The organism is Bacteroidota bacterium (assembly GCA_016718825.1).
Taxonomy (GTDB): Bacteria; Bacteroidota; Bacteroidia; order J057; family JADKCL01; genus JADKCL01.
On record JADKCL010000008.1, the window covers coordinates 41,767 to 61,244 of the forward strand.

The 19,478-nt window shown below is 51.2% G+C and carries 20 protein-coding genes; 14 read left to right on the forward strand and 6 right to left on the reverse strand.

Annotated elements, in window-relative coordinates:
• Positions 1 to 12 precede the first annotated feature (12 nt).
• The 3 genes from IPN95_11120 to IPN95_11130 form a co-directional block, all read right to left on the reverse strand.
• Positions 13 to 675: a DUF2914 domain-containing protein gene (locus IPN95_11120; GenBank protein MBK9449931.1), complete on the reverse strand. Its 663-nt coding sequence runs from the start codon at positions 673 to 675 to the stop codon at positions 13 to 15.
• A 325-nt stretch (positions 676 to 1,000) separates the two neighbouring features.
• Positions 1,001 to 3,046, reverse strand: a complete 2,046-nt coding sequence (locus IPN95_11125) for a hypothetical protein (protein MBK9449932.1) — start codon at positions 3,044 to 3,046, stop codon at positions 1,001 to 1,003.
• On the reverse strand, positions 3,043 to 5,019 hold the full coding sequence (locus IPN95_11130; GenBank protein ID MBK9449933.1) for a response regulator: 1,977 nt from the start codon (positions 5,017 to 5,019) through the stop codon (positions 3,043 to 3,045). The genes IPN95_11125 and IPN95_11130 overlap by 4 nt, the downstream gene beginning before the upstream one ends.
• 130 nt (positions 5,020 to 5,149) lie before the next feature.
• On the opposite strand from IPN95_11130, the gene IPN95_11135 reads away from it, so the two are divergent.
• From IPN95_11135 to IPN95_11145, 3 genes are read left to right on the forward strand one after another with little or no spacing between them, the layout of a single operon-like run.
• On the forward strand, positions 5,150 to 5,725 hold the full coding sequence (locus IPN95_11135) for a sigma-70 family RNA polymerase sigma factor (protein MBK9449934.1): 576 nt from the start codon (positions 5,150 to 5,152) through the stop codon (positions 5,723 to 5,725).
• 48 nt (positions 5,726 to 5,773) lie between these two features.
• Positions 5,774 to 6,094, forward strand: coding sequence for a hypothetical protein (locus tag IPN95_11140; protein ID MBK9449935.1), 321 nt, complete (start codon positions 5,774 to 5,776; stop codon positions 6,092 to 6,094).
• 5 nt (positions 6,095 to 6,099) lie between these two features.
• Positions 6,100 to 6,633, forward strand: a complete 534-nt coding sequence (locus tag IPN95_11145) for a periplasmic heavy metal sensor (GenBank protein MBK9449936.1) — start codon at positions 6,100 to 6,102, stop codon at positions 6,631 to 6,633.
• Positions 6,634 to 6,636: 3 nt separating this feature from the next.
• On the opposite strand, the gene IPN95_11150 is transcribed toward IPN95_11145, so the two are convergent.
• On the reverse strand, positions 6,637 to 6,942 hold the full coding sequence (locus IPN95_11150) for a hypothetical protein (GenBank protein ID MBK9449937.1): 306 nt from the start codon (positions 6,940 to 6,942) through the stop codon (positions 6,637 to 6,639).
• A 356-nt stretch (positions 6,943 to 7,298) separates the two neighbouring features.
• On the opposite strand from IPN95_11150, the gene IPN95_11155 reads away from it, so the two are divergent.
• Entirely contained in the window at positions 7,299 to 8,252 is a 954-nt protein-coding gene (locus tag IPN95_11155; GenBank protein MBK9449938.1) for a hypothetical protein, read from the forward strand.
• Positions 8,253 to 8,331: 79 nt separating this feature from the next.
• Here the strand turns inward: IPN95_11155 and IPN95_11160 are convergent, their stop codons facing one another.
• On the reverse strand, positions 8,332 to 9,300 hold the full coding sequence (locus tag IPN95_11160) for an NAD-dependent epimerase/dehydratase family protein (GenBank protein ID MBK9449939.1): 969 nt from the start codon (positions 9,298 to 9,300) through the stop codon (positions 8,332 to 8,334).
• A 107-nt stretch (positions 9,301 to 9,407) separates the two neighbouring features.
• On the opposite strand from IPN95_11160, the gene IPN95_11165 reads away from it, so the two are divergent.
• Positions 9,408 to 10,832 carry a T9SS type A sorting domain-containing protein gene (locus IPN95_11165; protein ID MBK9449940.1) on the forward strand — a complete coding sequence of 475 codons (1,425 nt, stop codon included), beginning with the start codon at positions 9,408 to 9,410 and terminating at the stop codon, positions 10,830 to 10,832.
• 8 nt (positions 10,833 to 10,840) lie between these two features.
• Here IPN95_11165 and IPN95_11170 read toward each other — a convergent pair whose 3' ends face one another.
• A complete protein-coding gene (locus tag IPN95_11170; GenBank protein ID MBK9449941.1) occupies positions 10,841 to 13,129 on the reverse strand; it encodes a leucine-rich repeat domain-containing protein in 2,289 nt (762 codons plus the stop codon).
• Between the two features lie 215 nt (positions 13,130 to 13,344).
• On the opposite strand from IPN95_11170, the gene IPN95_11175 reads away from it, so the two are divergent.
• The 9 genes from IPN95_11175 (at position 13,345) to IPN95_11215 (ending at position 19,430) form a co-directional block, all read left to right on the forward strand.
• Positions 13,345 to 14,022: a hypothetical protein gene (locus IPN95_11175; protein MBK9449942.1), complete on the forward strand. Its 678-nt coding sequence runs from the start codon at positions 13,345 to 13,347 to the stop codon at positions 14,020 to 14,022.
• 8 nt (positions 14,023 to 14,030) lie between these two features.
• A complete protein-coding gene (locus IPN95_11180; GenBank protein ID MBK9449943.1) occupies positions 14,031 to 14,636 on the forward strand; it encodes a hypothetical protein in 606 nt (201 codons plus the stop codon).
• A 2-nt stretch (positions 14,637 to 14,638) separates the two neighbouring features.
• Entirely contained in the window at positions 14,639 to 15,244 is a 606-nt protein-coding gene (locus IPN95_11185; protein MBK9449944.1) for a hypothetical protein, read from the forward strand.
• Positions 15,241 to 15,441: a hypothetical protein gene (locus IPN95_11190; GenBank protein ID MBK9449945.1), complete on the forward strand. Its 201-nt coding sequence runs from the start codon at positions 15,241 to 15,243 to the stop codon at positions 15,439 to 15,441. The genes IPN95_11185 and IPN95_11190 overlap by 4 nt, the downstream gene beginning before the upstream one ends.
• Positions 15,442 to 15,460: 19 nt before the next feature.
• Positions 15,461 to 15,865, forward strand: a complete 405-nt coding sequence (locus IPN95_11195; protein MBK9449946.1) for a hypothetical protein — start codon at positions 15,461 to 15,463, stop codon at positions 15,863 to 15,865.
• A 9-nt stretch (positions 15,866 to 15,874) separates the two neighbouring features.
• A complete protein-coding gene (locus IPN95_11200; GenBank protein ID MBK9449947.1) occupies positions 15,875 to 16,519 on the forward strand; it encodes a hypothetical protein in 645 nt (214 codons plus the stop codon).
• Positions 16,516 to 17,130 carry a hypothetical protein gene (locus tag IPN95_11205; GenBank protein ID MBK9449948.1) on the forward strand — a complete coding sequence of 205 codons (615 nt, stop codon included), beginning with the start codon at positions 16,516 to 16,518 and terminating at the stop codon, positions 17,128 to 17,130. The genes IPN95_11200 and IPN95_11205 overlap by 4 nt, the downstream gene beginning before the upstream one ends.
• Positions 17,127 to 17,696 (forward strand): hypothetical protein, encoded by a 570-nt coding sequence (locus IPN95_11210; protein MBK9449949.1) that lies wholly within the window; start codon positions 17,127 to 17,129, stop codon positions 17,694 to 17,696. Before IPN95_11205 ends, IPN95_11210 begins: the two co-directional genes overlap by 4 nt.
• Before the next feature lie 177 nt (positions 17,697 to 17,873).
• Positions 17,874 to 19,430, forward strand: coding sequence for a serine hydrolase (locus tag IPN95_11215; protein ID MBK9449950.1), 1,557 nt, complete (start codon positions 17,874 to 17,876; stop codon positions 19,428 to 19,430).
• Positions 19,431 to 19,478: the final 48 nt, after the last annotated feature.

Here is a 19,478-nt window from a genome sequence, read left to right on the forward strand (position 1 = left end):
GTAGAGAAGGGATTATTGCACTTGAAATTCAACCGCTTCCAGGATTTCGCCATTTTCGGTTGCGATTTCCACGGTCCATTTGCCAAAAAGGTCAGCGTTCATGGTTTTGTAGCTTGCCGTGCGGTAGGTCGGTCCTTTGACGAGCAATTCGACACGGTGCTGCTCCTCGCCATTGAGTTTCCAGATGTGCTGAATCAAACCCACGCTGTTTTCGGGCAGCTCAACTTGCGAATAGAGCCATACACGGCCGTTTTCAGCAAGGAAAAAACTGCTTTCGTCAACGGCTTCATGGTTTTCAACTGCATGGCACGTCACAGCCTCGGAGACACTGATCTCCGAACTCCAAGCATGGTCAGAAAGGTTCAGGTCGGTCAAGGAAAACGGATCTTCGAATTCGGTTTCCTCAAAAACTTCGGAAAGGCTGAAGGTAGATTCGGTGCCTTTGATTTTGAATGTTTCGGGTTTGTCGGTTGGGTTCTTGCGGTAGGCAATGGCGTCACGGTCAAATCCGCTGGGTGCCTCGATCGAATACACCAACGTCGTAGGGACAACAGGAACTTGTTCGTCGGCAGCGGCTAATTGAGGTTCATTGCTACAGGCAGTAAGGATCAGGGCCATCAAGGTAATCACGACGGTGGCAAGGGCGGAGGTGAACAGGGCGTAAATCGTTTTCATTTTGAGATCGGAAAAAGACAATTGAAATAGTTTTGATACCGATTTCTACGCGCGTTTCAGCCGGGGTTTGGGTGGTTTTGGGACAACAAATTTTGAATTTGAGACAGGGTAAGTGAAAAGTGAAAAGTGATCAGTGAAAAGTTCCAATGGTCATTTCGAGCGGAGGCAGCTGAAGCGAAGCGAAAGCTGACGAAGTCGAGAACTGCGAAGCACATCGCGAAGGCAATTGAAAAAAGTCGAATCTGAGCAAATCTACAGACGCATAAACACCTGTTAGTGAAGGCTAAATGGGATTTTGGGCCACGTTGAGAAGCCCTTTTCCAGCCTAAACAACGGGCAAAAAGATCCTGAATTCCGTTCCTTGCCCCGGTTTGCTGTCGATCTCAATCTTGCCTTTGTGTTTGCGTACGATGGCTTCGTATGCAAGACTAAGTCCCAAGCCGGTGCCGCGGTTCGGCGGTTTTGTCGTAAAAAATGGATCAAAAATCTTTTGCTGATCTTCCATCGAAATGCCGGGACCATTGTCGCGAATCGTGATGCGCACGCCCTTGGGCAGGTGCTCGGTGCGCACATGTACTTGCGGCTGATAACCGTCAGGAGCCTGTTCGCGTTGCGCGAGAACGGCTTCGAAGGCGTTGACCATGATATTTAGAAGGGCGCGGCCAATTTCTGGACGCAATGCGGTGATCTTTCCAGCCTTGGGATCGCCTTCGAAGACCATGTCGCAATTGCTGCTTTTGCCGCCATCACTGCGCAACGGTTGACTGTGAAAGGCCACCTTGAGGTATTCCTCCACCAAGTCATTTACCTCAAATTCACTGCGATCGGCCTCCTCCAAAGCAGAGTGTTGGAGCATATCGCGCACGATGCGACTTGCCCGCTCGCCATGTTCTTGCACCTTCTGTGCATTGCTTCGGATGTCATTGAAGTACTCCATTAATAGCCTGACCTTTGGCGGATCAAGGGGTTGCCCCTCAATTTCATGGAGTTCATCGCGCAGTTCGTCTACCATGCCAACGCTGAGCTTGCTCAGGTTGTTCACGAAGTTGAGCGGGTTCCGAATTTCATGTGCAATGCCCGCTGTCACTTGACCGAGCGAAGCCAATTTTTCTGACCTTACCAGTTGATCCTGAGCCGTATTGAGATCCAAGAGGGCTTGTTGCAGTTTGCGGTTGGCTTTGTTTTTCTGGGCGAATGCATAAATCAGGAATCCCAAAAACAGCAAGGCCGCAATCATTCCGCCAAAAATAACCTTGGACCAGGTCTGTTGGCGCACGAGTTCGGCATCGCGGAGCGCGAGTTGGGCATTTTGCAATTCATTCTCCTGAATCGCTTTTTCCTTTTCGAGAATCGCCTTTTCCTTTTCGTATTGCAAAACCACTTCTGAAAGCTCCTGCGCACCAGCATTTCCAGTCAGGCTGTCGCGAATCAGCGCATTCAATTGATAGAAATCGGTGGCTTCCTCAAAATTGCCTTGTCCAGCCATGATATCGCCGAGCTGCTGATAGAAATCCATCATCAAACCCCGCGAACCCACCTCCTTGGCGAGTTGCAGGCCCGATTGTGCATATCCTTGGCCAATGCCAAACTTCTGGCGCAGAATTGAAACCTTGGCGAGTCCGCGGTAGGTGACCGCCAATTCCTCTGGATTGGACGGTTGCTCGAAGCTCAACAACGCCAATCGGAGATGTTGGACAGCGAGGTCGTATTCCTCGGTCTCAATATACAGGTAACCAAGGTACTGCTGTGCCAGGCCCGTTTGGTCAGCGGATTTGCTGCGGCGTGCGATCTTGAGACCTTCAAAATAGGCCAATCGGGCGGATTCAAAATCAGTCTGCAACTCAAGTGCGCGTCCTTTGCGCAGCAATGCATGCGCCTTGCTGGGCTGATCACCAACGGCTTGCCAGGATGCAAAGGCTTCGTCAAACGCTGCAGCAGCATCGTCAAGGCTGTCGAGATTGAGCAGGCATTCGCCAAGCATCGACCAAGCTTTTGCCTCGGCGAGATGGTCACTCTGTTGATAGGCAATGCGTTGTCTTCGTGAAAAGTCGCGGCGCGCTTCATTGAATTTGGTCTGCCGGTACAAGGCTTCTCCGCGAACCATCAAGGCAGCGCCTGCGAGGGTATCATTCGCTTCCAATTCGGCAAGCTTGAGTCCTTGATCGGCATAGAAATAGGCTGAATCGCGGTTCAAGACCAAATAGGAGGCTGCTTTGTCGATCAAATACCGGGTCGGAAGCAGCTGTCCACGGAGCGGAAGTGCAAGTGCTAGCAGCAAACCAAAGACAAGAAACCCAAATGTATGCTTGGGTTTCCGATGAAGTGATGCGCTTTTACCTTGCATGATGGAGATGAAAATGGGAAGACTCAATTTGGGTGTGCGGCCTCCTTGGGGCTGATCCCGTAATGGTCTTTGAAACACTTGGTAAAGTACGAGGCACTGCCGAATCCGGTTTTGACTGCAATTTCCCAAATCGGGGCGACATTGTCTTGGAGCATCTGACGCGCGCGTTCGAGACGGTAGCCGCGGATGAATTTGACAGGTGCTTCCCCGGTGAGCGCGGTAATTTTTCGCACCAAAGTGCGTCGACTCATCGCCAAGGCGTCTGCCATGGTTTCGACGCCAAATTGTTCATTCATCAGATTTTTTTCCATGACCACTTTGAGGTCGCGCAAAAAAATGTCTTCCATCGAGGCTGATTGAAACTTATCCGGGCGCAGCATTTCCGCGCGAAACCGTTCGCGGAGGCGCTCACGGTGCGCCAATTGACTGCGCACGACTGCAAGCAGCTCGTCGGGATGAAATGGCTTGCCAAGAAATGCTTCGGCGCCGGTTGCAATGCCTGCGATGCGGTTTTCAACTTCAGATTTGGCTGTGAGCAAAATGACTGGAATATGTTGTGTATCTCGCTCAAAACGAATCGTTTCCAGTAGTTCCAATCCGTTCATTTCCGGCATCATCCAATCGGTCACGACAAGATCCGGTAACTGTTCCTCAATGAGATCCCAGGCAATTTTTCCATTTTCTGCTGCCATTACGTTATATTCTTTGCGCAGCAGGCCGACAATATAGTTGCGCATGTCGGGATGGTCTTCGGCGACGACAATAAGAGGTTTTTCAATGTCAGAGGCGACATTGTAATCATCGAATGAAGTTGGAGTGAAGCTGGAAACCAATTTTTGAAAATGGGTTTCTGTTGTGTGCGTCTCGGTATTCGAAGCAACCATCAAGGGAATCTGCACGTGGAAAACTGCTCCTTCTTCGGAGTTGCTGACCAAATCAATCTTGCCATCGAGTACCTCCGTCAGGGACTTGCACAGGGCGAGTCCAAGGCCAGTTCCGGTTGCCGAGTCAGCGCTATGGTGAAACCGCGAAAACAAGTCCTGAATTTGTGCTTCGGGAATTCCGCTGCCGCTGTCTTGCACTTGAAGGGTTAAGCGGTCATCCACCTGCTCCATTTGCAAGCGTACACTACCACCCTGCGGTGTGAATTTGAAGGCATTTGAAAGAAGATTCAACAAAATGCGGCCCACCATGCGCGGGTCGGTACGGGCGTGGATGGCTTCAGAGATTGCAGTCTCAAAGCGGATCGCCTTCTGTTGCGCCAATGGCTCAAAGATCAAAGCGATTTCAGCCGCCATCAAACTGAGATGCACGTCCTTGTACTGAGGCGCAATCCGTTGGGCATCCACCTTGGCAAAGTCCAGCAGTTGATTGACCAAATCCAGGAGAATATGGCCGCTTTTTTGTGCCTGCGACAGGTATTCACGGACTTGCTGCTCAGTACTTAAGCCTAGCGCACTTTCGAGCGGGGCAAGAATCAGGGTAAGCGGCGTACGCAGTTCGTGGGTGATATTTTCAAAGAATTCCTGCTGCTTTTCCTTGGTTCGAATGGCGATCAGTCTTGCATTTTCGGCATTTGCCCACTGCTCTACCGCGCGAATGCCTTCCAGTTTTTGTTCGATTTCGGAGGTGGCTGCGTTCAGAACACGCTCCAAATCATCGAGATCGATCGGTTTGGTGACAAAGTCCCAAGCACCTTGTCGCATCGCTTCGCGGATGTTTCCCATGTCATCGTAGGCGCTCACCACCAAGGGCAGCAGGACCTTGCGCTCCAGCTTTTTCAATTCGCGGAGGAAGGTGAGCCCGTCCATGGACGGCATGCGGATGTCAGTGAATACCAGTGAGATTTCCGGGTCCGCCTCGAGGTTTTGAAGGGCCTGTCGGCCATTTTCTGCGAAGGAGAATTCCAATTCACCCGACGAGATACGCCTCCTGAATTTCTGACGAAAGATGACCGCGATATCGGGCTCGTCGTCGACTACCAAAACCTTGATTGCCATGACTTGAAGATAGCGGGTTTTTGTGGAATTTGAAAGGTGAATACGGTTTTGGGATTCAGGCTACGGCTTGCCAACTTCGTTTCTGTTTGCCGCATGACTGAATTTGTTGAATTTGCGGATGATTTAGGAAATGGAAGATCAGGAACTCATCGACAAGCTTCGAAGTGGAGACCGTAGGGCCTACGAAGCACTCGTGGATGCGTTCCAAGCCAAGGTTTACAATACCTGCCTCAATTTTGTTTTTGATCAGTCAGATGCTGAGGACTTGGCGCAAGAAGTTTTCGTCGAGGTTTTTCGTTCGATTGGGGCTTTTGAACAGCGTTCTTCCCTGTCCACTTGGATTTACCGCATCTCCGTGACGAAGTCGCTGGAGTTGATTCGGAGTCGCAAACGGCAAAAGCGAGCTGCGGTTCTACTTTCCATTTTTGGTCTTCAGCAAGCGGGATGGGACGCCAAGGCACCGCATACCGATCACCCCGGCGTACGCCTCGAAAACAAGGAGCGTGCTGAACGACTGCATCTTGCATTGCAAAGTCTTCCTGAAAATCAGCGAATTGCCTTTACGCTCCACAAACTTGAAGCTCAAAGTTACGAGGAGATAGCGCTGGTGATGGGGGTAAGCCTGAGCAGCGTAGAGTCCTTGATTTTCCGCGCCCGGAAGAATCTGCAGAAGTCGCTTGAGAATTTTTACAAAACTGATCGCTGACCGCAAGTTTATTCGAAAAAGAGCATCTATACATTCAACATTCGCGCAATGAAAGACCCGAAAAATACGCAGGAAGAGATTGAGGCCACCTTAAACGTAGGCGATGAGATCGCGCCTGTCCTGCCGCCGATGGCTCTGAAAGGAAAAATTCTGAGTCGGATTGATCAGCTTTCAGAACCGATGGTCGTTCCGTTTTACCGTCGAACGGGCTTCGCGGCAGCGGCAGCCATTGTGATCCTGGTGTTGAATGTTGCGACGGTCCTGCATTTTATGCGTCCTGAAAAGCAGGCGGAGAATGGATCTGTCACGCAATCCGACCCGATCGCAGACATTCGCAATGCTTATTCACTGGACGAAACCTCCTACTAGACACGATGCAAACGAATACACGCAATCGGCTTCCCTGGATTTTGGTCACATTGTTGGTGGCCTTGAATATCACCGTTTTGGCGCTCGTTTGGTTGCGTCCATCTAGCGGAGAACCCCGATTTGGACCGCCGCCGCATCATCCGCATCCGCAGCGCGGGGGACTCGCGCACGAGATTGGAATGTCTGAAGCCGAGGCTCAGAAAGTAGAAGGAATCCAGAAGGCGCATTTCGGGAAGCTCGAGGATTTTCGCGATCAAATCATCGCCTTTCGCTTGGAGGCATTTGCCGAGTTTGGAAGGCCGGATGCCGACACTACGCTAGCGGTGGCAACTTTGGACAAGATCGGCCAAATTCAAATCGCCATCGAAAAGGAGCGTTATGCGCACTTCCATGAAGTTTTGGCGCTTTGTACACCGGAGCAGGCCAAGCGGTTCCAAGAAATTTTGCCCAAGATCTTGTCGCGCGGGCCGCAACCAGAAAACCGTCCGGCAGGACGCCCGATGGGGCCGCCACCGGGGGAAGGTCCGCCCCCAAATTGATCCTCAAAAGATGCTCTTCTTCTTTGTTTTGGGATCGATTTCTGGGAAAAATTGTCCGATGACCAGCAAGATTGCCAAAGCAGGCAATAGAAAAAAGATCAGCGGAAGACCAAAGGAAATCACGATGTAGTGGCTGCCACCTGTCGGTCCTGCTTGCCATTCTGCCAAGGCGGCATACATTCCAGTTCCCGTTACAGCCCAATAGGTCGGCATCACAAAGGCACCCAAAATCAGTATTAATCGAATCCAAAGGGGTACTCGCAGCGTGTAGCTTTGGAGAAACAAGATCATTTTGTTCAATGCCTTCATGCGTAGTGCCTTTGAAAACGGAATTTAGGACTTTTCCTGTGGTGCTCAAAACTGCAAGCCTGGCAAACAGCTCAGAATGGATTCGACACCATTCGCGTGAAAATGAAGGCCATTGATGAGTTGTTGCGTCAAATTGGCCTTCCGCATGACGAACTTTACCTCTGCAATCTTGAAGAAGATGTTTCAGTTCCGAAATACCCCGAAATCCTAGGCTGAGCCGCGCAAGGCGCGCTGAAAGCCTGATTGCCCCGTTGTGGTACTGACAAAACCTGGGGCAAGCATTCAATCGAATGGATTTTTTGAACCGGTACCCGCTACGTGGGCACTGCAAACATCATTTTATATTTTTTCAGACAATGACATCCGCAGAATTGGAAGGGATCATTTCGCTTTTTGGGAGCGAAATGCCCGAATATCAATATTTTAAAGACAAGTATGCCCTGCTCGTGGCTGCTTGGGAAGTGGGGGAGGGGAAAAAGGTCGGAGAGCTCAAAAGAAGCCGCATTGCCGGGTTGCTGCAGAAGGACATTCTCAAACAACATTGTGCGCGCCACTCGATTTTGACAGCATCTAATTTGTTGTCGGTAAGCGCATTAGATGGATGGTGTTTTAGACAAACCCTGGGCCAATGGGGCTGGGACGACGGTTGGTGGGGACAGGTTTCCCGCAAAGGAAAAAGCCTTGTCCTGCGCTTGGATTTTCAGAAGGATCACGACAAAACAGTTCATAAGTTGGGCCTGGAAAGTGCCATCGAACGGTTGGAGGGGCGCAATCACATGCGTTTCGAAGACAGCCACAATCTTGCCTGGGCAAGGTTGGATCTCGACTGGGATACGGGCGAAGTGCTGATTGAGGAAATTCAAAACGACTGGTTGCGCAATGCCAACAGCCTATTGACTGGGCATTCGATCAGAGGCGGAGGCCGGTTTTACGACTGGCATATCACCAAAGGCACCTCAAGAAATGGTTGGCGATTGGAGGAATACTACGAAACCGTGGTACAACCACTCGAAAAAATTTGGTCGGAAGCCATGCTGAGTGCGGTCTTGGAATTCGTGCGCAATACCTTGGGATTGAGCATGGTGTACATGCATACCGACGAATGCGGGGCAAGGCTCAAGGATATTTGGTTTGAGTCGCGGCCTCCAAAATCGATCTATCAAGAGTTGCCAAAACGATTTTGCTTCGAGCAGGTCAATTATGCCCCAACCTTTCTCTCGCGGTCTTGGGGCGAATGCAAGGAAATGCGCGATGCTGAATTCCGAAAGCGAACTGCGCGACCATTTTCATTCTGGAAACTAGAATTGTGACTTTGGTTTCCAGCTGGATTTGTACTCCGAATGGATGGGAAAATGCGGCGTGCTAAACCTGAAAAGGGTCGGTGCGCCGCTATTTTTTCTCCTTCAGCCTGCGCATGCCTTCTTCCACGGAAACGTTGGGAATGTATCCCAGTTCCTCTCTTGCTTTGTCACTCCGAATCGTGCAATGTGCCGACATAATCGCAGCGGAAAATCGGGTAACCGGTGGTTTCTTGCGGATGCGAAACAGCTTGTAAATCGCTTCGAATATCCATGCAACGGGCCTCAGGATCCAACTAGGAACACTTTGGTTCGAAGGCTTCCGACCCGCAGTTCCAACGAGGTCCGTCAAGAATTCGCGCATGGTGCTATCGGTCGCATCGGTGACAAAATAGGCTTCGCCACCGTTGCCTTTGTCCAAAGCCATGACGACGGCATCCACCAGATTGTCGATGTAGCAGGTGCTCGTGAGGTAATTGCCGCCGTCGATCCAGCGGAACCGGCCTTTGTCGATCATTTCCAACAAATTGGGCAGGATCGTTTCATCGCCCGGCCCCCAAACGAGCCTCGGCCGGATGGAAATCGTTTCAAATTCGCCGGGAACATTCGCCCGTAGCACCAATTGCTCTGCTTGTTTTTTGGTTTCGCTGTAGGGATAGGGGCTATGGTCGGGGTAGGGATACGATTCGTCGATGTCCATCATGTCTTGGCCCTTGAATAGCGCAGCTTCCGTCCCGATGTGAATGAACCGTTTCACGCCCGCCTTCCTTGCAGCCTCCAACAACCTTCGTGTCCCTTCGACATTGACCTCGTAAAAATCCTTGAATTTTCCCCAAGGTTCGACGTAGGCTGCGCAGTGGATGACCGTGTCAAATTCCTGGAGTGCCCCAGCCTCGATGGTATCCAATCCGCAGGAAACGGGTCTTACACCCAAGGCCTTGACCTTTTCAAACGCTTGAGCAGAACGGGCCATGGCAAGCACCCAATGGTCGGGCGCAAGGCGTTTCGCGATTGCTCCGCCCACAAATCCGCTGGCGCCGGTGATGAAGATCTTTTTCATGATGCCTGCAAAGATGCGGCTAAAACGGTATATTTACTCAGCTGCCGGCATCCCGATCGGTCAAGCGGATTCATTGATTTTACCTTTGCCCCAATCGGCTTGATGGAATGAGAAAGTACATCTTTTGCTGGATGCTTTTGTCGTTGACCTGCTTTGCAGCGTGGTCGCAAAATGAAACCACAAAATGGTATTTTGGGAGTGTTGCAGGTGTTGACTTCATGAGTGGGACCCCGGTAGCGCTCACCAACAGTGTGATGGGCTCGAGTGAAGGATCGGCCTCCATCGCAGGTCCGGGCGGCAATTTGCTGTTTTACACCAACGGCAATACGGTTTGGAATGCCAATCATGTCGCCATGCTCAACGGCTCGGGCTTGTTTGGGAGCAGCATTTCCTGTCAATCCGCCGTGATCGTCCGGCAGCCCGGGAGTGCCAACCTGTACTATGTTTTTACGATGCGCAATTGGACGGATGGTGGGAATGGCGCGCATTATTCGATTGTGGACATGAGTTTGGCGGCGGGGTTAGGCGATGTCACCACCAAAAACCAATTGATTTATGGCAATACCCGCGAATCTTTGACGGCAGTTTGCCACGCCAACGGCACCGATTATTGGATCGTGATTCATGACATGTTCACCAATGAATTTCATTCGTATTTGCTCACAGCCACTGGACTTGCTGCCGTTCCCGTGATTTCGGCTGTGGGATCGGTTTTTTCAGGTGGCAATCGGTATGGCGCGCTGAAAGCCTCTCCCGATGGAACCAAACTGGGTTATGCCCTCGGCGGCTCTGGCGGGGTGACGACGGAATTGTACGATTTTAACCGTACCACGGGTCTGGTGAGCAATTCGCTGACGCTGAACAACGGGACATTTTCCAATGCCTACGGCATCGAATTTTCACCCAACAGTCTCGTTTTGTACGTCACCCAATACAATGGGAGTACGATTCAGCAGTTTAACCTCGCTGCTGGTTCGCCAGCCCTCATCGTTTCCTCCAATACCGTGATCTCGACGGGAGCCAATGTCAAAGCCAATCTGCAAACCGGCCCAGACGGGAAAATCTACGTTTGCCTTGCCTATCAGGCCTTTCTGGCCTCGATCGACAATCCCAATACCGTCGGCGTCGGTTGCGGGTTTGTCAATAACTCCGTGAATCTCGCGGGCCGCACCTGTGGTCTTGGTTTGCCGAATTTCATGCCCTGCCTGCTTCCCGTGATTTTACCCGAAACCGAGGAGGTCTCGCATTCCTTTGCCAATACCGATCCGGTTTCAGAAGATGTCGAATGGACCTGTTTTCCCAACCCGATTCCAGAGGGTGGGCATTTGAACCTGCGTGCACACGAATTTGAAGGTCAATTGGAATGGGAGTTGTCGGATGCGCAACAAAAACCCATTTGCAGGAAAATCGTCGCAATTGGAGATCAAACGGACATTGCACTCGATTTTCCCGAGCTTTCGGCCGGCCTCTATTTTTTGAAAGTTAGAACGAGGAATGGGGCTCAGAGAACGATTCGGCTCCTGCAATATTGAAAATTTGGCTAGTTGAAAAGCACGCGTGCCTTCGGCAGTTGCGCCTCGATGTGCAATTGCATCTGCCGCACGATTTTGCGGCCGCGCAGGTACACATGCCGCAAGCGTGGCATCCCGGCGAGAATCGGCAGGACCTGTTCCCAATCCATGGAATCCTCGCGCAACAAATAGATGCGCTCCAAGCGCGCATGACCGTTCAAACTCGTCGGCAGCTCTCGCGCCTGCACATACGAAAGGTCCAAAAACCGCAAGGCAGGCAGCTTTCCAATCCATTCCGGCAGGACGGGCAGCGGATTGTCGCGCAGGCCCAGACTTTCAAGTTGCTGAAAACCGACGAGGTGCGTCGGCAAAACCTCCAAATTATTCTCTCCCAAATCCAAGGCTTTTAAGTGCTGCATTTCCCAAATTACCGCTGCCAATTCCCCGAATTTACAGCCGAAAAGACCCAGCATTTCGAGGTTTTGGAGTTTGGGAAGGGTAGAAGGGAGGCTTTGCAGCGGATTGCGGTCCAAGCGAAGGGCTTCAAGTTGCGTCATTTCGCCGATCGCGTCGGGGAGGTGTTTGAGGCGGTTTTGAGAAAGGTCAAGTCCGGTCAGTTTTTTCAAATTGCCGATCGCGTTGGGGAGACTTGTTAGTTGATTTTCAGCCAGGTCCAGCATTTCGAGGTCTGCAAATGCGGAAAGATCCGCGGGCAATTGGCTCAGTTGATTCCGCGAAAGCATCAAATAACGGAGTCCTTGAATCTCAAAAAGGCTTGCCGGAAATTCGGAGAGGCCAATCCCCGCGAGGTTCAATTGCCCGTCTTTGAGGCTGTTTTGCAGCAAATTCGGGCGCTCGGATTCCGGAGCAAGCAAAATCAAGGACGTCCCGGCGCCTTTCAAATCCATGGCAGCCTTCACCAACGTCGCGGCATCCAACGACGGATTGCGAATCAAAGCCGCCACGAGTGCCTGCACATCATAAAATTCGTCAGCCTTGTAATTCTGCGCCAATTGCCTTTCCACAAATGCCTTGAGCTGACGGTCAGCCAATTCCGAGAATGCAGTTGAAGCCTTTTCACGAACATCCGCCTCGGAATGAAAGAGCCGGATGGCGAGCAAGTCGGTGAGCAGATTCGCTGGAACACCCGCCTTGGACATCAGCATCAAAGCAATCTCGATATTCTCTTTTTTGTAGCTGCGAATAAGCCGCCCGAGGTTTTCCAGCATGGGATTCGCGGCCGGCGCGGCGTTCAAAAACTCACCTTTTGCAGCGGCCAACCAAGTTTCCAAATGGCCTTCAAACCCGATCGGATTACCTTTTTCGAGGGCTTGGGGCAGAATGGCACCTGGCCTTTCGCCGAGCAGCACGATGGTGGCACCGTCGGTCAAACGCTTTACGACCGTAAATCCAGCGGATTGCATGGCCCTTTCGCTCTCGGCCTTCTGAATTGCTGGAAATTGGCCGGCGAGCAGGATCGAATTCGGGCCGGTTTTGGGAATTGGTGAAGGCAGGATTTGTGGCAAAAAGGCCTTCGCAGCCTCCCGCACCATCGCCATCGGACTGTCCAAGGCGGCGGTGCATTCTGCAATGCCATAAGATTCAATGACTTCGGGATCGCCTTGGAGCAACTGCAACCAACAGCGCCGCGTTTGTTGGGTGTATTTGGAAGGTTTTCGCCCCGTCTTGGCGAGCTTCATTTCGCGGAAAAATCGCTCTAAAAGCCCTTCCGGATCCGACGCATTGACCGTCAAATGTAAGGGATTGCCCTTCAACTGGATTTGCTCCAATTCGTCGAGCAGCGCCAAGGCGACGGGCAAATGTTGCAGGCGGTTGCTGCGCAAATCCAAGTATTTCAGCCGCGTGAGATGGCGGATGGATTCAGGCACTTCCAGAAGCTGATTGAGGCCGAGCGTGAGGTTCTCCAATTGCGGATGCAGGGCATTTGCCGGCCAATGACGGAAGCTGTTGTCGTTGAGTCGCAACGTGCGGAGCGACTGACATTCAGTGAGTTCCTGCGGGAGCTCAGCAAGTTGGTTTTCGTCAAGGTCGAGCCGTTGAAGGTGCAACAGCTGCCCGATTTCTGCTGGGATTTGGCGCAATTGGTTGTTGCGCAAGTTGAGGGTCTGCAACTGCGAAAGGTAGCCAATCTGCGCCGGCAATTGCCGCAAGAGGTTCTGGCTCAGGTCCAAAACTTTGAGATTGACCAACTGGAAAATCTCCGTGGGGAAATCGGTCAAACCCCTCCCGGAGAGGAAAAGTTCGCCGGTCTCCAACGGAGCCTGCAAAGCATCTTCCAAGTTGCGCGCGACATACATCTGGCTAAGATAGTAGTTAGCAGTTAGCAAGGAGCAGTTAGCAGTTTTCGCTGGTGAGTTAGCAGTTGGCAAGGAGCGGTTAGCAGTTTTCGCTGGAGAATTGGCAGTTGGCAAGGAGCGGTTAGCAGTTTACAATCTTGAAATTGCTCACTGCGAAGCGCAAACTGCTAACCGCTAACTGCTACTTGCTAACTTTTCAGTTATTTTGCGTTTGCATGGATGTCCGCCCTTCGCCCGAACGTGATTTTTTCCCCTCCTCGATGGAGCATCGGCCATTGCATGTGCCCGAAAAGACGCAATTGAAGCGCTATTTTGAGTTTACGGGGGCCGATGAATATGAAGGATTTACGCCGAGTTTGTATGCCATTTCGACGGAATTGACAGATTTTGAAGCTTGGATCTGGGGAATGCGTTTTTGGGGACGGGAAACGACCGTTCGGGCTGGAATTGCCGTATGCCGCGTGCTTGCCACCGAATGGGACGCTGCCTTGGGTGCCGTCGGTCAGGATCCGATTCCCAATTCCGCTGCGCATAGCCTCGTTTTGTCGCCTGCCGAGGCCGTGAACTACGGCAACTATTGGGTCAACATTCCGAGCGAGGAGAAGGCCATCCGGATCATGGAACTGGAAAAGCCGCTGCCTGAGGAATGGTATGCCGAACCGTTTCACACGGAATTGCAAGCGAAACCGTTTTTCTGGGGAGCCTTGGCAGCTTGGCGGTTGATGCAAGGCATCTTGATCAAGCGCGATCCTGCGGCCGTGGGCCTCGCGGAAGGCGCCTGCGCAGCTGCCCGCGCACGTATGCTCGCTGGACTTACACCTGCAGACGCGGTCGCGGATGTAAAAGCAAAAATTGTGCTCGATTTGCGTACTTGGATGGGCCGGAAATGGTAAATTGAACCATGGACAACCTGACCGAAAGCCAAAAAGTTGAACGCGATCGCAAGGAGTTACGTCAAACCGCTGTTCGTACTTTTTTCTGGGGAAGCGTGTTGCAATGGCTCTCGATGAGCGTCAACTGGGCCTTGTTTTTATATTTTCAATTCGAATTTACCCTTGTCGATGGTTGGACGGGGGCTGCGGGAATGTCCTTGGTGGAATATCTGCGTGTCAACAACTTTCCCGAGCTATTTATTGGATTTACCATTGGTAGTTTCGTTTATAGTTTGACCCTTCGCAGGTTAGCGGACGCAGCGCCGGCTCGACTTTTGGAAAGGGGCAATTCACTGTTTCAGGTGGCGGCATTGTTGGCGATTTTCCCTTCGATTTTGGGAACTTTGATCGGACTCGCCGGCTTTCTTCAAGCTCAGGGTAGGCTAGCGTTGATTTTGGATTTCGGCGAATTGGCCGAGGTCTTTCTACCGGCGGCCATGTTTTACTTCGTCCCGGGGGTGATCGTAGGCATGCTTGCCGGATTGGCCGTGCGGCAGAAAGGTTTGGCTTTGGCTGAGCAACGACGTTTGGAATTGCGTCAAGACTGGGATTTGGACATTCATCAACGCACATGAGGATGGATACAAGGAAAATCACGGCCGACAACAATCAGCTATCAGCCGATTTGGACGCAGCATCGCGAAGGGTCGGCCTCAGGGTTTTTGTTCTTGGAGCTGCGATTCAGACAATTGCTGTTTACCTCTTTTGTCTGGGAATATTCTCATACACGTCTTACAGTCGTGCGCAATTTCGTGGTGATGTTTGGTCATTTGAGGACTGGAAGACTGAATTGGGTGATCAACTAGTTCTTTGGGTTGCAATTGGACTTGGAGGTCTCGCCTTGGCCGTAGCCTCCATGCCTGCTGGCCACTGGGCTGGAAAAATGATTGGAATTCGCAAATATCGTTTCGTCTGGGTGGGGCCGGTTGCTGCGTTCTTTCCGACATTGGTTGGCGGTCTAACAATTACTCTTGCTGCTTTCGCTTATCGTTCAGCTATTAATCATTACGGGATAGGCAGTTTTTTGGAGGATTTCGTGATCCCAACAGTTCTCTTTGCGTTAGGATTTTACCTTCCCGGGATCGTCACAAGTTTGCTGGGAGGTTTGGTAATCCGGCAAAAAATGAGAGGTAAAACCGAGGATTTTGAACGGGAAATGGCCCATCAACAACAGCAAGAATGACCACTCCCCAAGCCCAATCTGATGAAATACAGCAGCGCACGGCAGCCTTATTGCCTTATGCGCGCCGCTTCGGGGGCAAGGCATTTTTGTGGATTGGCCTCGCACAAACGACGGCGATCACCTTCTTTTTGACGATTTCATTGTCGTTGCTCATTTCAAATCGGCTGGCGGGGTTCTTTTCAAATGGGAACATTTGAATTTTGGAGGCTTTCAATTTTGGAAATTGGTCCCTTGTTAATGGTGATCGGCAGTGGAGGGCTTGTTTCGGCGATCAGTGGCTTACCTTTTGGACGCTGGGCAGGAAAAGCGATTGGGATTCGAAAACGCAGCATTGCTTGGGTGGGATTCATTGCGGCCGTAGTTCCGGCAATCCTCGCTGGATTGGTCTTTGTTTTGGTGGCGCTGGAGCTTAGGCCGATTTATTTTTCTTGGGCAGTGCATTCATTTTCAGCTGATTTTCTGCTTCCGGTTTTCTTATTTTCGTTGATGTATTATCTGCCCGGAATTCTCACGAGCATTTTGGCTGGTTTGGTGATCCGGCAAAAGATACGGGGCAAGGAAGACGAATTGCGCAAAGAAAGCGGCAGCAATGATCCGAAGGATTGGAAAGCAATTGATTGAACGAAGGACATGGAAACTATTCAAGACATTCGGGTTTCCAATGACGAACGGCAGGTAAAACATGTCGGCGGAAGGGTGTTTTGGGTGGCGGCTGTCATTCAATTGTTGGCGATGATTTTGTTGGTAGCTGGCTTCTATTTCTATCAGTATCAGCGTTTTCGCCAGATTGAGGAAGCCATGAATTCCCTGCAGTTGGATCGCGGGGATCCACAAAATTCCACAAGCAGCTCCTTGGAGGACGGAACTGTCTACTTTGAAGTCCATTTTTGGTACTGGATGGCCCTACCATTTGGAACTGCCCTTTTTGCTGCCGGATTCGTCTTTTGCTTTGGAGCTTGGCTATCCGGTCGGAATGCTGCAAGGCGTATCATGCAAAAGCAAGTTCCCTATGCAAGAGCTGGCCTTTTTGCCATGCTGGGACCGTCCCTCGCAGCTGCGATCACCTTATTCGGCATCGAAAACATCCTCAGTCACCGCACTTGGGAAGACATCAACAATAGGCTATGGGACGAGGGGATCATTGTATTCCTGGGCTACACGGCAATGTTTTTGTTTCCTGCTGTGATCACCGGCATTCTCGCCGGATTTGTCACGCGGCAGAAGCTGGCAGCGATGGAATTCAAAAGAACGCAGGAAATCCAATCTGAAAAATGACGGAATTCCAGTTGCAACCACCCATTGAAAATGTCGTCACCGAGGCAAAAATGGCCAGTTTCCGGAGGTTGGGGGGAACAGTTTTTGCCATCGGCGGATTCTTCCAAGGATTGTCGACCCTGCTGATTTCACTCGGAATACTTACCCGAAACTACGTTTACATTACCGCGAGTTTCTATGGCGAGGACCTGACTTGGAACGGCTTATGGACGGAATTGAAATCAGAGTCGGCGTTGTTGATCGCGCTGGGATCAACCGCGGTACTGCTGATTGGGCCCTCCTTTGGGATGGGGCGTTGGGCGGGAAGAAAAATCGGCCTCAAAAAGTTGCGCTACGGTTGGGTGGGCTTGATCACTGCAATCATTCTATCGGTTTTTGCCTCGATTTGCATGTGTTTCATCGCCTGCATGCTGGATGATGAACTCGCAAAGGATTTTTGGTACGATGGAACCCTGATTTTGTCACTTTTCACGGCACTGTACCTCCTGCCAGGCATTGCCACTGGAATTGTTTCGGGATTGGTCGTGCGGCAAAGGATTCGGTCGAAGTTGCAGAAAACACTGACGGATACCGGAGCGTCGACACCATCAGGAATATGTCCACAACGATGATTACTGGAACCGAAGTTGAGAATGCGCAGCGATTGAAAACAGCGCAGCGACTGGGTTCGGTGACCATGATGGTATTTGTAGTTCTACTTCTGATCCTGATTTGGTGGATATTTATCGGAATAGAATTTGCAGATCAACCAAGCAATGAAAAAAATACTAGTCCTTTATTGAAGGTTTTTGTAACCCCTTTAGCCCAATTCCTTAAAGGTCGATGGGTGGCATTTTTGTTATCATTTGTGATATTTTTCGGAACTGCTTGGATTACGGGACGTATGGCTGGGCGTCGAATTTTACATTTTGGGGCTGGCCTATGGCCAGCGTTTGGTGCTTTTTTCCTCCTTTTTTACTGCATTCCAATCCTCATTTTTCCGGTTTTCGCTTTATTGGGAGATACCGACGGAAGGCTTTACAGACGTCTTGTGAATCGGCCCGAAGAGTGGCTTAGATTATCGTTTGCGATGGTCGCTTACGTAGTTCTCCTGTCCGCAGTTCTTGGAACAGTTTATCGACTATTGTTAAAATGGTGGTCCAGAAAGAGCAATTTGGAGCAGATTAAGCTTCCCTGATATTTTTAGCTCGGCTTCTGACGAATTCGTAAACGCTCACGGGTTCAGTTTTTTGAGTGCAACCTATCCACGGTTGGCTGAACGGTCGAAACTTCCCGAGAGTCATGATTTATGGAATTCCAAGCATTTGCCCATCCCACAACGATGATGTAATTTTCGCATTCCAAAAATATTCCGATGAATAGACGTTTGTTCCCTTCGTTTTTTGCCGCTTGCCTTTTGGCTTGGGTCCTGGTTTTGCCTGCCAATGCCACCGCCCAGAAGAAAAAGACCGTTGCTGACGCTTCTACCCAACTTCAGCAATTGGTGGAGAGCAGCTTTAATACCTTCAAAACGACCGGGTTGAGTGTCGCGATTGTCAAAGACGGGCAAGTGGTCATGGCCAAAGGCTTCGGCAGTGCCAATACCGAGTCCAATACGCCCGCCGCAAGCGGCTCCCTTTACAACATCGCCTCTTGCAGCAAAGCTTTCACTGCAGCTGCAATCGGCTTACTCGTCGAGGAAGGCAAACTTCGCTGGGAAGACAAAGTCCGCGACCATTTGCCTGATTTTCAGATGGCTGATCCTTATATCACCGCGCAAATGACCATCCGCGACCTGCTTTGCCACCGCAGTGGCCTCGGCACGTTTGACGGCGACCTCCTCTGGTACGGCACCAATTACACCGACGAGGAAATTGTCGCCCATATCCGGCATCTGCCCATCCGGCAAGAATTCCGCGCCGAATTTGGCTACCAAAACAACCTTTACACGGTGGCTGGACTGGTCATCAAAAAAATCACCGGCAAAACTTGGTCAGAGTTCGTTACTGAACGCTTTTTCAAGCCTTTGGAAATGAACGCCACCTACCCGAGCAATGATGAATTGCCCTCGAATGCACCCGTTGCGCGCGGCCACCTCGAAGGCAAAGTGCAGCCGATTTACAACTACGAAGGCGGCAAACCCGCTGCAAGTATTTACAGCAGCGTCGACGATTTGACCCATTGGGTGCGCATGTGGCTCGACGGCGGCAAATGGAACGGCAAACAAATCCTGAGCCCGGGTACGATGCGGGCATTGACGTCGGGGCAAACCATGTTGGGCGTGAGTCCAACTTGGCAGGGCTGGGGTATCCATTTTCGCAGTTATGCACTGGGTTGGAGCTTGTTCGATTATTCGGGGAAGAAGGTCATCGAGCACAACGGCGGCATGCCGGGCTACATTTCGAAGGTGATGATCGTACCGGAAGCCGGCTTGGGATTGATTGTCCTCAACAACGGCAACGACGGATTGGTGAACGACGCCATCCGCTTCAAGGTGCTCGATCATTATTTCGGCGGAAATGGTCAGGAATGGGACAAGACTTTCAAGGCCTTTGCGGACCAAGGTGAAGCCGGACAAAAGACGGAAACCGCCATGCGTGAGGGTAGCCGCGTCCCCAATACGCAACCTTCGCTCGGATTGGCCGCCTATGCGGGCACCTATTTTGACAAAACCTACGGCGACGTCAAAATCGAGCAGTTGGGAGCAGGCCTGAAATTCACCATGTTGCCCACAAAAGAGCTGTTTACGGGCACCATGGAGCACTTCCATTACGATACCTGGAAAGTGCAATTCAATGATCCCTACCTTCCATTTGCCTTGGTTTCCTTCGAATTGGGCCCGAAAGGCGAAGTTCAAGGCTTCAAAATCGACCTCCCCAACGGAGATTTTCACTTCTACCAACTCAACTTTAGAGTGAAAAGTGAAAAGTGAAAAGTAAGTAGTCGTCCACCGCTTGTTTGCGTTGCGACTTTTCACTTT

Coding starts and splice junctions, on each gene's coding strand:
- IPN95_11120 (MBK9449931.1), bottom strand. CDS start 675: ATGAAAACGATTTACGCCCTGTTCACCTCCGCCCTTGCCACCGTCGTG.
- IPN95_11130 (MBK9449933.1), bottom strand. CDS start 5,019: ATGGCAATCAAGGTTTTGGTAGTCGACGACGAGCCCGATATCGCGGTC.
- IPN95_11135 (MBK9449934.1), top strand. CDS start 5,150: ATGGAAGATCAGGAACTCATCGACAAGCTTCGAAGTGGAGACCGTAGG.
- IPN95_11140 (MBK9449935.1), top strand. CDS start 5,774: ATGAAAGACCCGAAAAATACGCAGGAAGAGATTGAGGCCACCTTAAAC.
- IPN95_11145 (MBK9449936.1), top strand. CDS start 6,100: ATGCAAACGAATACACGCAATCGGCTTCCCTGGATTTTGGTCACATTG.
- IPN95_11150 (MBK9449937.1), bottom strand. CDS start 6,942: ATGAAGGCATTGAACAAAATGATCTTGTTTCTCCAAAGCTACACGCTG.
- IPN95_11155 (MBK9449938.1), top strand. CDS start 7,299: ATGACATCCGCAGAATTGGAAGGGATCATTTCGCTTTTTGGGAGCGAA.
- IPN95_11160 (MBK9449939.1), bottom strand. CDS start 9,300: ATGAAAAAGATCTTCATCACCGGCGCCAGCGGATTTGTGGGCGGAGCA.
- IPN95_11165 (MBK9449940.1), top strand. CDS start 9,408: ATGAGAAAGTACATCTTTTGCTGGATGCTTTTGTCGTTGACCTGCTTT.
- IPN95_11170 (MBK9449941.1), bottom strand. CDS start 13,129: ATGTATGTCGCGCGCAACTTGGAAGATGCTTTGCAGGCTCCGTTGGAG.
- IPN95_11175 (MBK9449942.1), top strand. CDS start 13,345: ATGGATGTCCGCCCTTCGCCCGAACGTGATTTTTTCCCCTCCTCGATG.
- IPN95_11180 (MBK9449943.1), top strand. CDS start 14,031: ATGGACAACCTGACCGAAAGCCAAAAAGTTGAACGCGATCGCAAGGAG.
- IPN95_11185 (MBK9449944.1), top strand. CDS start 14,639: ATGGATACAAGGAAAATCACGGCCGACAACAATCAGCTATCAGCCGAT.
- IPN95_11190 (MBK9449945.1), top strand. CDS start 15,241: ATGACCACTCCCCAAGCCCAATCTGATGAAATACAGCAGCGCACGGCA.
- IPN95_11200 (MBK9449947.1), top strand. CDS start 15,875: ATGGAAACTATTCAAGACATTCGGGTTTCCAATGACGAACGGCAGGTA.
- IPN95_11205 (MBK9449948.1), top strand. CDS start 16,516: ATGACGGAATTCCAGTTGCAACCACCCATTGAAAATGTCGTCACCGAG.
- IPN95_11210 (MBK9449949.1), top strand. CDS start 17,127: ATGATTACTGGAACCGAAGTTGAGAATGCGCAGCGATTGAAAACAGCG.
- IPN95_11215 (MBK9449950.1), top strand. CDS start 17,874: ATGAATAGACGTTTGTTCCCTTCGTTTTTTGCCGCTTGCCTTTTGGCT.